General features: G+C 72.9%; 14 protein-coding genes. 5 read left to right on the top strand and 9 right to left on the bottom strand.

Going from position 1 to position 13,711, the window contains the following annotated elements:
* Window positions 1–181: 181 nt before the first annotated feature.
* Window positions 182–1,144 carry a hypothetical protein gene (locus CP977_RS09945; RefSeq protein ID WP_152369926.1) on the top strand — a complete coding sequence of 321 codons (963 nt, stop codon included), beginning with the start codon at window positions 182–184 and terminating at the stop codon, window positions 1,142–1,144.
* 83 nt (window positions 1,145–1,227) lie between these two features.
* Here CP977_RS09945 and glnA read toward each other — a convergent pair whose 3' ends face one another.
* Window positions 1,228–2,652, bottom strand: coding sequence for a type I glutamate--ammonia ligase (glnA, locus tag CP977_RS09940; RefSeq protein WP_062756297.1), 1,425 nt, complete (start codon window positions 2,650–2,652; stop codon window positions 1,228–1,230).
* 254 nt (window positions 2,653–2,906) lie between these two features.
* On the opposite strand from glnA, the gene CP977_RS09935 reads away from it, so the two are divergent.
* The gene (locus CP977_RS09935; RefSeq protein WP_062756299.1) at window positions 2,907–3,374 is read left to right on the top strand and encodes an RDD family protein; all 468 of its coding nucleotides are present in this window, start codon (window positions 2,907–2,909) and stop codon (window positions 3,372–3,374) included.
* A 73-nt stretch (window positions 3,375–3,447) separates the two neighbouring features.
* Here CP977_RS09935 and CP977_RS09930 read toward each other — a convergent pair whose 3' ends face one another.
* The 4 genes from CP977_RS09930 to lipB form a co-directional block, all read right to left on the bottom strand.
* Window positions 3,448–4,152 (bottom strand): DUF4191 domain-containing protein, encoded by a 705-nt coding sequence (locus CP977_RS09930; protein WP_062756301.1) that lies wholly within the window; start codon window positions 4,150–4,152, stop codon window positions 3,448–3,450.
* A 10-nt stretch (window positions 4,153–4,162) separates the two neighbouring features.
* Window positions 4,163–4,378, bottom strand: coding sequence for an SCO2195 family GlnR-regulated protein (locus CP977_RS09925; protein WP_062756304.1), 216 nt, complete (start codon window positions 4,376–4,378; stop codon window positions 4,163–4,165).
* Between the two features lie 288 nt (window positions 4,379–4,666).
* Window positions 4,667–5,623, bottom strand: a complete 957-nt coding sequence (gene lipA, locus CP977_RS09920; RefSeq protein WP_062756307.1) for a lipoyl synthase — start codon at window positions 5,621–5,623, stop codon at window positions 4,667–4,669.
* A gap of 135 nt (window positions 5,624–5,758) precedes the next feature.
* The gene (lipB, locus tag CP977_RS09915; RefSeq protein ID WP_109186107.1) at window positions 5,759–6,586 is read right to left on the bottom strand and encodes a lipoyl(octanoyl) transferase LipB; all 828 of its coding nucleotides are present in this window, start codon (window positions 6,584–6,586) and stop codon (window positions 5,759–5,761) included.
* 298 nt (window positions 6,587–6,884) lie between these two features.
* Between lipB and CP977_RS09910 the strand changes: the two genes are divergently transcribed.
* On the top strand, window positions 6,885–8,354 hold the full coding sequence (locus CP977_RS09910; RefSeq protein WP_062756309.1) for an NsdA family TPR-like regulatory protein: 1,470 nt from the start codon (window positions 6,885–6,887) through the stop codon (window positions 8,352–8,354).
* Between the two features lie 32 nt (window positions 8,355–8,386).
* Here the strand turns inward: CP977_RS09910 and CP977_RS09905 are convergent, their stop codons facing one another.
* Window positions 8,387–9,748 carry an FAD-dependent oxidoreductase gene (locus CP977_RS09905; protein WP_183953202.1) on the bottom strand — a complete coding sequence of 454 codons (1,362 nt, stop codon included), beginning with the start codon at window positions 9,746–9,748 and terminating at the stop codon, window positions 8,387–8,389.
* 246 nt (window positions 9,749–9,994) lie between these two features.
* Window positions 9,995–10,906, bottom strand: a complete 912-nt coding sequence (locus CP977_RS09900; protein ID WP_062756311.1) for a TIGR01777 family oxidoreductase — start codon at window positions 10,904–10,906, stop codon at window positions 9,995–9,997.
* 66 nt (window positions 10,907–10,972) lie between these two features.
* Between CP977_RS09900 and CP977_RS09895 the strand changes: the two genes are divergently transcribed.
* Entirely contained in the window at window positions 10,973–11,488 is a 516-nt protein-coding gene (locus CP977_RS09895; RefSeq protein ID WP_062757134.1) for a GNAT family N-acetyltransferase, read from the top strand.
* Between the two features lie 19 nt (window positions 11,489–11,507).
* Here CP977_RS09895 and CP977_RS09890 read toward each other — a convergent pair whose 3' ends face one another.
* Window positions 11,508–12,155 carry a TetR family transcriptional regulator gene (locus CP977_RS09890; protein ID WP_062756316.1) on the bottom strand — a complete coding sequence of 216 codons (648 nt, stop codon included), beginning with the start codon at window positions 12,153–12,155 and terminating at the stop codon, window positions 11,508–11,510.
* A 121-nt stretch (window positions 12,156–12,276) separates the two neighbouring features.
* On the opposite strand from CP977_RS09890, the gene CP977_RS09885 reads away from it, so the two are divergent.
* Window positions 12,277–13,083 (top strand): SDR family NAD(P)-dependent oxidoreductase, encoded by an 807-nt coding sequence (locus CP977_RS09885; protein WP_109185782.1) that lies wholly within the window; start codon window positions 12,277–12,279, stop codon window positions 13,081–13,083.
* 29 nt (window positions 13,084–13,112) lie between these two features.
* On the opposite strand, the gene CP977_RS09880 is transcribed toward CP977_RS09885, so the two are convergent.
* Entirely contained in the window at window positions 13,113–13,634 is a 522-nt protein-coding gene (locus CP977_RS09880) for a DUF4240 domain-containing protein (protein WP_152371542.1), read from the bottom strand.
* Window positions 13,635–13,711: the final 77 nt, after the last annotated feature.

The raw sequence follows: 13,711 nt of genomic DNA, 5'->3' as shown, positions 1-13,711 counted from the left end.
TCCTAGAGTCCGGCGCTGATCCCATGCTGTGGCGCTTGTCGGGCTGCTTGTCGCGGCTTGACGGCCAGGAAAAGAAAGCTGGCGAAAACTGACATGTGCCTTGTGGCCTGCGGCTTCTAGGCTGCTGACACCATCTGACAGTTGCCGGGAGCGGCAGCCGACCGAAGGAGCCTCCTCAACTGTGGCCGACATCGCGGCTTCGCCTTCCCACGAAGCTCAGCAGGAACTCCTGAGCGCCTTGGACGAACTCCACCGGGCGGCCGATCGCCCGGGGTTCCGGAAGATCAGCACTCTGATCAAGGAGGGCGACCATCCCGCGCACATCAGCCACGAAGGCGTCCGGAGTGCGCTCAAGGGGCTGACCACTCCGCGTTGGGAGACGATCCACTCGATCGTGGCGGTGCTCGCCGCCGCCTGCGCCGATCCGCCCCGGGACCCTGATGCCGAGGTGGCTCGCTTCCGCGCCCTGTGGCGTGCCACCCGGGAAAAGGGACCGGACAGCATGAAGTCGGCACGGGAGTTGGCTCTGTCCCAGGGCTGGGGACCGGACGACGGGAAGTGGACTTCGGAAGCTGTCGTGGGGTTGTTGATCAACCCGTTCGCGGCCATTGAGATCCATCCTTCACTGGCGGTTCCGCACGAGCCGATCTTCTCGGAGGACGAATGGGTGCGAGTGGGCGTTCGCCTCATCGAGGAGCAGGGTGCCGAATTCGCCCTCCGTGCCCTTCTGAAGGCTCTCAAGGGGGACTACCTCGGTGCGGAGGAGGGCAGCCCCTTCGGCTACACCTTCCCCGACCAGGAAGCCGTCGACGCCCACACGGCCTTCCGCTACGGCTGCGACCGGATCATCCAGCGCCTGGCGGTCGAACCGAACCTGCTCCAGCGGTCGATCGCCGCCATGCACGAGGACGAGACGATGGACCGCGACGACCGCATCGAGATGCTGCGGTCCGAGTCGGACAAGTCTCTGATGTTCGAGGTCATGACCGTGACGCCGGAGACCTGGCACGAGATCTCCGAAGAGGCCCAGCACCAGGTCTTCGGCTATCTCATCAAGAGCATCGGTCCTCCGGGGAGGCTGGGGCTGCCCCTGGAGCAGAGGTTCCCCATCGTCTGGCGTGTCCCCGAGCCCGACCAGGCGTAGAACAAGCACGGAAACGGCCGTCGGCCGTGGCCCCCGGAACGGGAACCACGGCCGACGGCACGATACGACCAGCGCCTCGCGATTTAGAGGTCGAAGTACAGCTCGAACTCGTGCGGGTGCGGGCGCAGCTGGATCGGGGCGATCTCGTTCGTGCGCTTGTAGTCGATCCAGGTCTCGATCAGGTCCGCGGTGAAGACGCCGCCGGCCTGGAGGTACTCGTTGTCCTCCTCCAGGGCCGAGAGGACGGCCTCCAGGTTGGTCGGGACCTGCGGGACGTTGGCGTGCTCCTCCGGAGCCAGCTCGTACAGGTCCTTGTCGATCGGCTCCAGCGGCTCGATCTTGTTCTTGATGCCGTCGAGGCCCGCGAGGAGCAGCGCCGAGAAGGCGAGGTACGGGTTCGAGGACGGGTCCGGCGCGCGGAACTCGACGCGCTTGGCCTTCGGGTTCGCGCCCGTGATCGGGATGCGCATGGCGGCGGAGCGGTTGCGCTGCGAGTACACCATGTTGACCGGGGCCTCGAAGCCCGGGACCAGGCGGTGGTACGAGTTCACCGTCGGGTTGGTGAAGGCGAGCAGCGACGGGGCGTGCTTGAGGATGCCGCCGATGTAGTAGCGGGCGGTGTCCGAGAGGCCCGCGTAGCCCGTCTCGTCGTAGAACAGCGGGTCGCCGTTCGACCACAGCGACTGGTGGACGTGCATGCCCGAGCCGTTGTCGCCGAAGATCGGCTTCGGCATGAAGGTCGCGGTCTTGCCGTTGCGCCAGGCGACGTTCTTGATGATGTACTTGAACAGCATCAGGTCGTCGGCCGAGGCCAGCAGCGTGTTGAACTTGTAGTTGATCTCGGCCTGGCCGGCGGTGCCGACCTCGTGGTGCTGGCGCTCGACCTGGAGGCCGACGTTCTCCAGCTCCAGGGACATCTCCGAGCGCAGGTCGGCGAAGTGGTCGACCGGCGGGGCCGGGAAGTAGCCGCCCTTGTAGCGGACCTTGTAACCGCGGTTGTTCTCCACCGCACCGGTGTTCCAGGCGCCGGCCTCGGAGTCGATGTGGTAGAAGCCCTGGTTCGCCGAGGTCTCGAAGCGCACCGAGTCGAACACGTAGAACTCGGCCTCGGGGCCGAAGTACGCGGTGTCGGCGATGCCGGTGGAGGCGAGGTACGCCTCCGCCTTCTTCGCGATGTTGCGCGGGTCGCGGCTGTACGCCTCGCCCGTGATCGGGTCGTGGATGAAGAAGTTGATGTTCAGCGTCTTGTCGCGGCGGAAGGGGTCCACACGGGCCGTCGACAGGTCGGCGCGCAGCGCCATGTCGGACTCGTGGATCGCCTGGAAGCCGCGGATCGACGAGCCGTCGAAGGCGAGCTCCTCCGCCGGGTCGAAGGCCGATGCAGGGATCGTGAAGTGCTGCATCACACCCGGAAGGTCGCAGAACCGGACGTCGACCATCTTGACGTCGTTGTCCTTGATGAACTTCTGGGCCTCTTCGGCGTTCTGGAACCCGTTCGTCTGGGACATCCCACTCCTCCTACTCCCGGCCCGGGGAGGGGCGGGGTTGCAGCTCGGTCGTGCGGCCAGTGCGGTGGCACACGCTGGACCCGACCATAGGCAGACGTGATTTCTCAAGCATGACCCAATTGTTTCGTCGAAGTTAACCGGGGTGGGTGCCGGTCGTGCCCGTCGCGTGCCCGGCGCGGTCCGGGGGGAGGCCGCCGGATCCCTTTCCCCACCCGGGTCGAAGAGATCGAAAACGGGCGCAGTACCGTGGTCGGGTGGACAACAGGCAAGCAATCGGATCTTGGCTCTCCGGCCCCCGCGCGGCGGCCGAGGACGCAGGCGTCGACTTCGGCTACCGCGGTCAGCAGCTGGGGCTGCCCGAGGAGGGCCCCGGTTCGATCGCCCGCCCCGGGCAGCGCCTCGGCGCCCTCGCCGTCGACTGGGCCCTCTGCATGCTGATCGCATACGGCCTGATCACCGACGGCTACAACCAGGCCACCGGCAACTGGGCCCTCGGCATCCTGTTCGTCACCAGCGCCCTGACCGTCGGGACCGTCGGCGCCACGCCCGGCAAGCTCCTCTTCCGGCTGCGCGTCGTCTCCGTGAACGGCGGCCGGCTCGGCCCGCTCCGCGCGGTGCTCCGTTCGCTCCTCGTCTGCCTGGCGATCCCGGCCCTGATCTGGGACCGCGACGGCCGCGGCCTCCACGACCGCCTCTCCGGCGCGGTCCAGGTCCGCGTCTGAGGCGTCGTACGTACGAGAGAGGGGCTCCGGACCGTGCGGTCCGGAGCCCCTCTCTCGTGTTCGGTCGGGCGCGTCAGCGCATCTTTCCGCCGCGCGGCATCCGCATGCCCTTCGGCATCGGACCCTTCGGCAGCGGCATGTTGCTCATCAGGTCGCCCATCGCGCGCAGCCGGTCGTTGGCCGCGGTCACCTGCGGGCCGGAGAGCACCCGGGGCAGCTTCAGCATGGTCGTGCGGACCTTCTTCAGCGGCACCTGGCCCTCGCCGTCGCCGACGATGATGTCGTGCACCGGCACGTCCAGCACGACGCGGTTCATGCGCTTCTTCTCGGCCGCGAGGAGCGTCTTGACCCGGTTCGGGTTGCCCTCGGCGACCAGGACGATGCCCGCCCGGCCGACCGCGCGGTGCACGACGTCCTGGTTGCGGTTCATCGCGACCGCGGGGGTCGTCGTCCAGCCGCGCCCGACGTTCTGCAGCACCGCCGCCGCCGCGCCCGGCTGGCCCTCCATCTGCCCGAAGGCCGCGGTCTCGGCGCGCCGCCCGAAGACGATGGCCATTGCCAGCAGCGCCAGGACGAAGCCCAGGATGCCCAGATAGACCGGATGACCGATGAGGAAGCCGATCGCGAGGAGGACACCGAGTACGCCGATGCCCACGCCCGCGACGACGAGACCGACCTTCGGGTCGGCCTTCCGGGTCATCTTGTACGTGAGGGCGATCTGCTTCAGTCGCCCGGGGTTGGCAGCGTCAGCGCTGCTCGTGTTTGCCTTCCTCGCCATGCCCTGAAGTTTACGTGGCCCGGGAAGCGCGGCCCGACGCGACCTCCATCACGCGCTGGGCCTCGACCCGGTCCTTGGCGCGGCGCCGGTCCTCCAGGACGGAGTTCCAGGCGTTGCGCCGGGCGGTGCGCTGTCCCGAGCCCAGGAGCAGCGATTCCACGGCCCTCAGGGCGTCGGTGACGGACGGGATCGCGGTGACGCGGACGTGCGTCGATGCGGCCGGCATGGCGGGGTCCTCCCTCGATGGCGGGTGAGACGAGGTGGGGGTGTGAGCGGGCGGTGGCGGTGTGTGAAACCAGGCTCACAGATCGGTGTTACCAGGACGTGACCCGACGGTCAAACACTGATGAAACGTCGGTGCGGCCGGTCGGCCCAGTGGCAGAACGGTGGTGCGGCCCGTACGCACCCGCTGAGCTGCGGGGTCGTACGGGCCGCACCGGATCCGGCCACTACCGGCCGGTAACTGCTTGTGCTCGGATTCACACGGGGGCGCGCCCGCCCGTGCGCACACGGCTCACGCGCTCTGCGCGGCCGCCCGCTTCTCCATCGCCTGCTGGTACAGACGGCCCGCGCGGTACGAGGAGCGGACCAGCGGGCCCGACATCACGCCCGAGAAGCCGATCTCGTCGGCCTCCTCCTTCAGCTCTACGAACTCCTGCGGCTTCACCCAGCGCTCCACCGGGTGGTGGCGGACCGAGGGGCGCAGGTACTGCGTGATCGTGATGAGCTCGCAACCCGCGTCGTGCAGCTGCTGGAGCGCCTCGCTGATCTCCTCGCGGGTCTCGCCCATGCCGAGGATCAGGTTCGACTTCGTGATCAGACCGTAGTCACGCGCCCGCGTGATGACGTCCAGGGAGCGCTCGTACCGGAAGCCGGGGCGGATGCGCTTGAAGATGCGCGGCACCGTCTCCACGTTGTGCGCGAAGACCTCGGGGCGCGAGTCGAAGACCTGCTCCAGGAGCTCCGGCACCGCGTTGAAGTCGGGGGCGAGCAGCTCGACCTTCGTACGGCCGGCCTCGCGGTCCGCCGTCTGCTGGTGGATCTGGCGCACGGTCTCCGCGTACAGCCAGGCGCCGCCGTCCTCCAGGTCGTCGCGCGCGACGCCGGTGATCGTGGCGTAGTTCAGGTCCATCGTGACGACCGACTCGCCCACGCGGCGCGGCTCGTCGCGGTCGAGGGCCTCGGGCTTGCCCGTGTCGATCTGGCAGAAGTCGCAGCGCCGGGTGCACTGGTCGCCGCCGATGAGGAAGGTCGCCTCGCGGTCCTCCCAGCACTCGAAGATGTTGGGACAGCCCGCCTCCTGGCAGACCGTGTGCAGGCCCTCGCTCTTCACGAGGCCCTGCATCTTCGTGTACTCGGGCCCCATCTTCGCCCGGGTCTTGATCCACTCGGGCTTGCGCTCGATGGGGGTCTGGGCGTTCCGGACCTCCAGGCGCAGCATCTTGCGTCCGTCGGGTGCGACTGCGGACACATCGGCTCCTGTAGCTTCGATTCTTCGGCGTACACCAGGGTACGCCCGTGGCTTCCATGCCTTGCCTACGTCCGGCCAACCTCTGGCCAGTGCCCCGCATTCCTGGGGGCGGTCCGGACGGGGCCGGGCCCGGGGTCAGGCGGACGCGGGCTCCACGGCCCGGGGCCCGGGGGTCGCGGGCTCCACGGTCCGCGGCTTGAGCTCCGCGTGCTCCAGGACCTCCCGCAGGTGCTTCTCCACCACCGGCAGCGCCTCCCGGACCGTGACGTCCCGGCCCAGCTCGTTGGCGAGCGAGGTGACGCCCGCGTCGCGGATGCCGCACGGGATGATCCGGTCGAACCAGGCGTTGTCCGGGTTCACGTTGAGCGCGAAGCCGTGCATCGTGACGCCCTTGGCGACCCGGATGCCGATCGCCGCCAGCTTCCGGTCCTCGCGGCGCTGGCCGGCGTTGGAGGGCGCGTACTCCGGCCCGTTCAGGCGCGGGTCGAACTCCTCGTCGTTCAGACGCGGGTCGAAGTCGAGCGAGAGCCCGCCCAGCGACGGCCGCTGCTCCACCGGATCGCCGAGCACCCACACGCCGCTGCGCCCCTCGATCCGCGTCGTCTCCACGCCGAACTCGGCGGCCGTGCGGATCAGGGCCTCCTCCAGGCGCCGCACGTGCGCGACGACGTCCACCGGGCGGGGCAGCTTCATGATCGGGTAGCCGACGAGCTGGCCGGGACCGTGCCAGGTGATCTTCCCGCCGCGGTCCACGTCCACCACCGGCGTCCCGTCCAGGGGGCGCTCGCTCTCCGCCGTGCGCCGGCCGGCCGTGTAGACCGGCGGGTGCTCCAGGAGCAGGCAGGTGTCCTCGATCTCGTCGGCGAACCGCGCGGCGTGCACCTCGCGCTGCCTGTCCCAGGCCGCCCGGTAGTCGACGGCGTCCTCGCCGAAGCCGAGACGGACGAATCGCAGCTCACTCACGGCCATGCCTCCTCCTGTGCCGGGAGTCCGGGGACCGGGGATCATCCCGGGCCGGTTCGGCACCATGCGTCATTCGCGCCCATGCCACTGTACGGCGGCGCCGGGACCGCCCCTCCGGCGGGCGGACGGAGCGCCCGGGCGGGGCGCCCACGTCAGCGATGCCGTCAATCCTCACACGATCGGATGAATGTGGGGCGAAGGCGGCGGTACGGACCGCGGGGGCCGCTAAATTCACGCCGTTCCAGGAGGGTCCGCAGGGGTGCCGCCCGGGCCCGGAAAACAGGAGACCGCACAGCTGATGACGGAACGACCCCCGCAGCGCATCCCGAACAGCCGGCTCGCCGCGCTCATCGCCGAAGCAGGGTTCTCCCACGCGGGCCTCGCCAGACGGGTGGACCAGCTGGGCCTGGAACACGGCCTCGACCTGCGGTACGACAAGACCTCCGTGACCCGCTGGCTCCGCGGCCAGCAGCCGCGCGGCACCACCCCCGCCCTCATCGCCGAGGTCTTCACCCGCCGCCTGGGCCGCCGGCTCTCCGCCCAGGACCTCGGCCTCGACGCCTGCGCGCCCGTCTACGCGGGCCTGGAGTTCGCCGCCACCCCCGAGGAGGCCGTCGACATCGTCAGCGGCCTGTGGCGCAAGGACTCCGGCAGCCACGCCGAACTCCGCAAGATCGCCTTCACCCCGGCGGGCCTGGTCGTCCCCAGCCGGGACTGGCTGATCGGCCGCGCCGACGAACGGGTGGCGCGCGGCGAGCCCGCCCCCTCCCGCCCCTCCGCCGGGGCACCCCCGCACGACCCCCGGGTCCCGGCCCAGGGCCGCTTCTCCGTGCCCCGCCAGCGCGGTACGGACCGGGGCCCCGGACAGCGCGTCTCCAGCGGCGACATCGCCGCCCTCCGCTCGGTCGGCGAACTCTTCCGCACCCTCGACCACGCCTACGGCGGCGGCCACGCCCGCCAGGCCCTCGTCCGCTACCTGGAGCACGAGGCCGAGCCGATGCTGCGCGGCACGTACGGCGAGTCCACCGGTCGCCGCCTCTTCGCCGCCGTCGCCGACCTCACCCGCCTCGCGGGCTGGACCTCGTACGACATCGCCGCCCACGGCCTCGCCCAGCGCTACTTCGTCCAGGCGCTGCGCCTCGCGCAGGCCGCCGGGGACCGGGCGTACGGCTCGTACGTGCTCCTCACCATGAGCCGCCAGGCCGTCTACCTCGGCCACGGGCGGGAGGCCGTGCAGCTCGCCCGGGTCGCCCAGCAGGGCGTCGGGCCCGCCGCGCCGCCCGTCGTCCAGGCGATGCTGCACGCCGTCGAGGCGCGCGGCCACGCCGTCCTGGGGGAGGCGCGGGTGTGCAGCGCCTCCCTCGTCCGGGCCGAACGCGCCCTGGAGGCGGCCCGGCCCGGCGACGAGGTGCCCTACTGGGCCCGCGCCTTCGACGAGGCGCAGCTCGCCGACGAGCTCGCGCACTGCCACCGCGACCTCCAGCAGTACCGCCCCGCCGCCCAGCACGCCGAACGCGCCCTCCAGCTCCGCGCCCCCGGCTTCGCCCGCAGCCGCCTCTTCTGCCGGGTCGTCCTCGCCACCTCCCGGCTCGCCCTCGGCGAACTGGAGCAGGCCTGCGCGCTGGGCGCCGAGGCCGCCAGGGAGGCCTCCGAGATGCGCTCGGCCCGCGCCGCCGAGTACGTGCGCGACTTCGAACGGCGCCTGGAGCCCCACCGCGACGCGGCCGCCGCCCGCGCCTACCGCGACCGGGTGGCGGCGATCGGCTGACCGGTCCCGGCCCGCGAGCCGCCGGACGGGCCCTAGGCCGCCTCCGTCGCCGAGGGCTCCGCCGGGAGGCGGACGCCCAGGTCCGTCAGGAGGGCGCGGGCCGCGCGGTGGCCCGAGGCCAGGGCGCCCCGGGGGGTGCTCGTGGCGCGGTGGTCGCCGCAGACGTAGAGCCCCGCGAGCAGCCGGACCGGGCGGTGCCCGTCGTGACCGGGCGGCATCGCCGGGACCGCGTCCGGGGTGTGCCGGAGCGCCAGCAGCTCCCACTCGTCCGTCGACGTGCCGTACAGCGTCGCGAGGTGCTTGCGGACCCGCCGCTCCGTGTCGTCCGGCGGCGTCCCGAGCACCGTCGAGGTGATCAGGGTCCGCCCCGCCGGGGCGCGGCCCGGGTCGACCGCGCTCATCACGGCCGTGTGGGCCACCGGCCCGCCCGGGTCCGACTCCAGGAGCAGCACCGGATCGCCGGTGGGCGCGACCGGCGCCGTGTGGTGCAGGACCGTCACGGCGTGGAACGCCGGCGTCCGCAGCCCCGGCAGCAGCTCCGCCGCCGTGCGCGCCCCCGTGGCCAGGACCACCGAACGGCAGCGGAACACCCCGTGCTCCGCCGTCGTGACCCGGGAGACGGACGCCTCCGTGACCCGTACGCCGGTACGGACCGTGCCCGGCGGCAGCCCGGCCGCGAGCAGCTCCGGGAGCGCCGCCGCACCGCCCTCCGGCACCGCGAGCCGCCCCCGGGCGAAGGCGCGCAGCGCCAGGTCCGCCCGCCGGCTGGACGTGCCGAGGTCCGGGTCGGCCAGGAGCGCCGCGAGCAGCGGCCGCAGCACCCCCTGGACCGTCCGGGCGGGCAGCCGCGCGTTCAGGGCCTCGCGCGCGGTCCGCTCGGGCCGGGCCAGGATCCGCTGCGGCGGGGTCGCGGCGAGCCGCACGAGCGACGCGCCGAGCCGCGCCTGGTCGAGCGAGGCCGCCGGACGGCGGGGGGCGCTCGCGAGGGCGCGCGCCACGCTGAACGCTCCCCCCACGCTCCGGCCGCCCGCCGTCCGGGGCGCTCCGGCCGTCCGGCGCGGGTGCGGGGCGCCCCACCGCGCGTACCGGCCGTCGCTGTGCACGAGGACCCCCGGCGCGAAGGACCGCAGCGCGAGGCCGTCGAGGCCCGGCAGGGCCCGCAGTTCCTCGTACGAGAGGGTGAGCGGCGGGCCCACCCGGTCGAGCCGGAAGCCGTCGACGGACGCGGTCGCCATCCGGCCCCCGATCCACGGCTCCGCCTCCAGGACGGCGACGGAGAGCCCGGCGCGGGTCAGCCGGTGGGCGGCCGCGAGCCCCGCCGCCCCGGCGCCCACGACGACGACGTCCACGGTTCCGCCGGTTCCGCCGGTGTCGCCCGTGGTGACTGTGCTGATGGTGTGTTCCGTGCTGCTGACGGTGTTGTCTGCGCTGCTGAGCACGTGCCCCTCCCCAGGTCGGCGCGGCCGGTGGGAGGCCTATGCCCCCAACGGGCCTCCGGAATGCCGGAGTTCACGGTCCGCGTCGAGCCTAGGCAGCGCTCCCACGGGTGCCAGGAGCGCGCGACCGGGGTGCGCGCGGCACGGGGGAGCACGGAGGGGTCGGGAGAGGGGCGCGGACCGCCTTGCCGCCGGGGGCGCGCGTCAGCGGGCGGCGGCCCTGACCGCCTCGTCGATCGTCGGGAACGCGAAGTCGAAACCGGTCTCCAACAGGCGCCCCGGCAGCACCCGCTGACTCCCCAGCACGTCCTGCGCGAAGTCCCCGAGGACGATCCGCAGGGCCGGCGCCGGGACCGTGAGGAGGGTCGGCCGGCGCAGCACCCGGCCCATCGCCGCCGTCACCTCGCGGTTGGTGACCGGCTCGGGGGCCGTCAGGTTCACCGGGCCCGACAGGGACGGCGTGTCGACCATGTGGCGCAGGGCGGCCACCTCGTCGTGCAGGGAGATGAAGGACCAGTACTGGCCGCCGTCGCCCATCCGCCCGCCGAGCCCGGCGCGGAAGAGCGGGAAGAGCCGCCCCCACGCCCCGCCCTCGCGGGCCACCACCAGACCGGTGCGGGCGTAGGCGACCCGGATGCCTGCCTCCTCGGCCGGGGCCGCCGCGGCCTCCCACTCCACGCAGACCGAGGGCAGGAAGCCCGTCCCCGCCGGGGCGTCCTCGTCGACCGCGCGGCTGCCGGTGTCCCCGTACCAGCCGAGCGCCGTGCCGCACACCAGGACCTCCGGCGGCTCCGCGAGCGAGGCGAGCGCCTGCGCGACCGCCGTCGTGCCGAGCACCCGGCTGTCCCGGATCTCCTTCTTGTACGCCTCGTTCCAGCGGCGCTCGCCGACCCCGGCGCCCGCCAGGTGCACGACGGCGTCCACGCCGACGAGCCCGGCGGCGTCCACGTACAGCCGCTCGGGGTCCCACTCGACCTCGTCGGCGGTACGGGCCGGGCGGCGGACGAGGCGGAGGACGTCGTGGCCGTCGGCGCGCAGGGAGCGGACCAGGGCCGAGCCGATGAGACCGGAGGCGCCGGTGACGGCGACGCGCTTGCGGGAGGCGGAACGCTGCATGGGGTCATCCTGCCCCCTTCCGGCCGGGGAATGGCACACCGGCCGCGCCATGGCACAGTGGCCGTCATGACCGAGCCCGAGACGAACGTGCCCGAGACGCTGATACGCGTCGCCGCCCACGGCGACGACGTCGACCTCGGCGTCCTCGACCGGGACACCTGGTCCACCCTCCACGCGGTGGTGCCCGCGCCGGTCCCGCCGTACGGCCCCTTCTTCGACGACCGCCACCTCCCCGAGGACTACCTGGTGGCGGTGCGCGGCGGCGAACTCGTCGGCTACGTCCGGGTCGCGCAGTCCATCCCGCTCGCCTCCCACGCGCACGTGCTCCAGATCCAGGGCCTGGTGGTCGCCGAGTCCGCCCGGGGGAAGGGCGTCGCCAGGGCGCTGCTGCGGGCGGCCGGGGACCTGGCGCGGGAGCGGGGCGCCACCCGGCTCACCCTGCGGGTCCTCGGGCACAACGCCCCGGCCCGCGCGCTCTACGCCTCCGAGGGCTTCGCGGTGGAGGGCGTCCTGCCGGGGGAGTTCCTGATCGACGGGGAGTACGTGGACGACGTGTGCATGGGACGGTCGCTGGTGGGCTGAGGAGGCCCGTTCTCTTCCGTCACTCCTTCAACATCGCGATTCCGCCGGTCAGTTCGCGCAGGCAGCGGACCGCCAGGGACGCCGGGGAGCCCTCGCCGCGCACCGGCGGCTCGCCGTCCGGCTCCGCCCAGCCCTCCAGGGCGATCCGGATCGCGTCCGTGGCCGCCGCCGCCGCGAGCCGCACCCCCAGCGGGTCGGCGTCCGGGCCCGCGAGCCCGGCGAGGACCTCGCGCAGCCGCTCCTCGGACTCCTGGTTGACCCGGTACCAGACGGCCCGCAGGGCGGGGTCCCCGGTGGCCGCGCGCAGCAGCCCCCGGGTCCGGCGCAGCTCCTCCTCGGCCTCCGCGTCCGCCGGGGTCAGCGACGCGGTGACGGACCGCTCCAGGGCCTCGGCCAGGGGCGTGCCGGGCGCGGTGGCGGCCAGGCCGGCGCGCCAGCGGTCGGCGCCGCCCGCGAGGAGCGGGGCGACGGCGTCCTGCTTGGAGCGGAAGTACCGGTAGAAGGTGCGCAGCGCGACCCCGGCCCGCAGGGCGATGTCCTCGGCCGTGGTGTCGTCCGGGCCGCGCTCGGTGAACAGCTCGACGGCCGCGCGGGCGATGTCGAGCTGCGTCGCGGCCTTGCGGCGCTCCGTCAGGGAGGGGGCCCGGGAGGGCGTCGTGTCGCTCACCCACCCAGGGTACGCCCGCGCCTGCCAGACGTGCGCGAAATGCAGTAATGGCAAAACGTGCCACCTGGGCGTACGGTGACAGGGCTCCAGCAGTGAAGCCCGACACCGAGAGGCCGCCCCCATGAACCAGCCCACCCGTCACGAAGCCCGTTACGAAGGACGCCGCGCGCTCGTCACCGGCGGCGGCTCCGGCATCGGCCAGGCCACCGTCCTGCGCATGCTCGCCGAGGGCGGCCGGGTCGTCGCCGCCGACATCAGCGAGGACGGCCTCAAGGACACCGCCGACAAGGCCGGCGCCGCCGCCGTCCGCCTCACCACCGTCCTCCTGGACGTCGCCGACGAGACCTCCGCACGGGCCGGCGTCGCCGCCGCCGTCGAGGCGCTCGGCGGCCTGGACGTCCTGGTCAACGCCGCCGGGATCCTGCGCTCCTCGCACACCCACGAGACCACCCTCGACGCCTTCGAGCAGGTGATCCGGACCAACCTCACCGGCACCTTCCTGGTGATACGCGAGGCGATCCCGGCCCTCCTGGAGGGCGAGGGCCCGGCCGTCGTGAACTTCTCCTCGACGTCCGCGGCGTTCGCCCACCCGTACATGTCCGCCTACGCGGCCAGCAAGGGCGGCATCCAGTCCATGACCCACGCGCTCGCCGCCGAGTACGCCGGGCGGGGCATCCGCTTCACCGCCGTCCAGCCGGGCTCGATCTCCTCCGGCATGACCGACGGCAGCGGCGCCAGCCGCCGGTCCGTCGGCCCCGGCCTCCCCGCCGACGCCGACATGGCGCTCTTCATGAAGCTCGCCCCCGCCCTCGGCCAGGGCTTCGCGGGCCCCGAGACCGTCGCGGGCGTCGTCGCGATGCTGGCGAGCGAGGACGGCAGGTTCATCACCGGCACCGAGGTCCGCGTCGACGGCGGCACCCACTTCTGAGCCCGCCCGGGAGCCTCCCGGTCACCGCGTCATCCCGCCCCGAAGCGCTCCCACAGCCGGGGGAAGCGGGCCGCCAGGGCCTCGTCGTCCGTCAGGTCGATCGGGGTCCCGAGCGGTTCGCCCCCCGGCATCGGAATGCCCAGGTCCGGCGTCTCGGCGCCGGTCAGCGCCTCGTACGCCTCGTCCGCCGCGAAACCGATCTCCTCGCCGTCCCCGTCGATCTCCGCGTCGAAGTCGTCCAGCAGCTCCGCGAGCGCGTCCGGGTCGTGCACGGCCCCCTCGTACACCTCCCGGCCCTGGCCGATCAGCCAGCAGCGGAAGGCGTCGAAGACCTCCTCGCCCGCCCCGTCGAACAGCACGGCCGCCGCGCCCCACAGGTCCCAGAGGTACGCGCGGTTGTAGCGGGCCTCGAAATGGCGCGCGTAGTCGAGCACCGAGTCGGGGTCCAGCCGGGTCAGCCGCTCCACCAGCAGGTCCGCCTGCTCCTCGGCGTCGCCCTCGGCGTCCTCCCGGGCGGCGTCGACGATCTTCCAGAACTCGGTCTCGTCCATCACGGGACCAGCATCCTGCCCCGGCGGGGACGACGCACCCGGAAAGCCCGAAATGAATCCGGACAGAAGGTGTCTTA

This window comes from Streptomyces cinereoruber (assembly GCF_009299385.1).
In the GTDB taxonomy this organism is placed as follows: domain Bacteria; phylum Actinomycetota; class Actinomycetes; order Streptomycetales; family Streptomycetaceae; genus Streptomyces; species Streptomyces bikiniensis.
This window is presented reverse-complemented; position numbering and strand designations above follow the sequence as displayed.

Excerpts from the sequence above, each read along its gene's own strand:
- glnA (WP_062756297.1), bottom strand. The coding sequence starts at position 2,652 with ATGTCCCAGACGAACGGGTTCCAGAACGCCGAAGAGGCCCAGAAGTTC.
- CP977_RS09925 (WP_062756304.1), bottom strand. The coding sequence starts at position 4,378 with ATGCCGGCCGCATCGACGCACGTCCGCGTCACCGCGATCCCGTCCGTC.
- CP977_RS09880 (WP_152371542.1), bottom strand. The coding sequence starts at position 13,634 with ATGGACGAGACCGAGTTCTGGAAGATCGTCGACGCCGCCCGGGAGGAC.
- CP977_RS09900 (WP_062756311.1), bottom strand. The coding sequence starts at position 10,906 with ATGCAGCGTTCCGCCTCCCGCAAGCGCGTCGCCGTCACCGGCGCCTCC.
- CP977_RS09930 (WP_062756301.1), bottom strand. The coding sequence starts at position 4,152 with ATGGCGAGGAAGGCAAACACGAGCAGCGCTGACGCTGCCAACCCCGGG.
- CP977_RS09895 (WP_062757134.1), top strand. The coding sequence starts at position 10,973 with ATGACCGAGCCCGAGACGAACGTGCCCGAGACGCTGATACGCGTCGCC.
- CP977_RS09910 (WP_062756309.1), top strand. The coding sequence starts at position 6,885 with ATGACGGAACGACCCCCGCAGCGCATCCCGAACAGCCGGCTCGCCGCG.
- CP977_RS09885 (WP_109185782.1), top strand. The coding sequence starts at position 12,277 with ATGAACCAGCCCACCCGTCACGAAGCCCGTTACGAAGGACGCCGCGCG.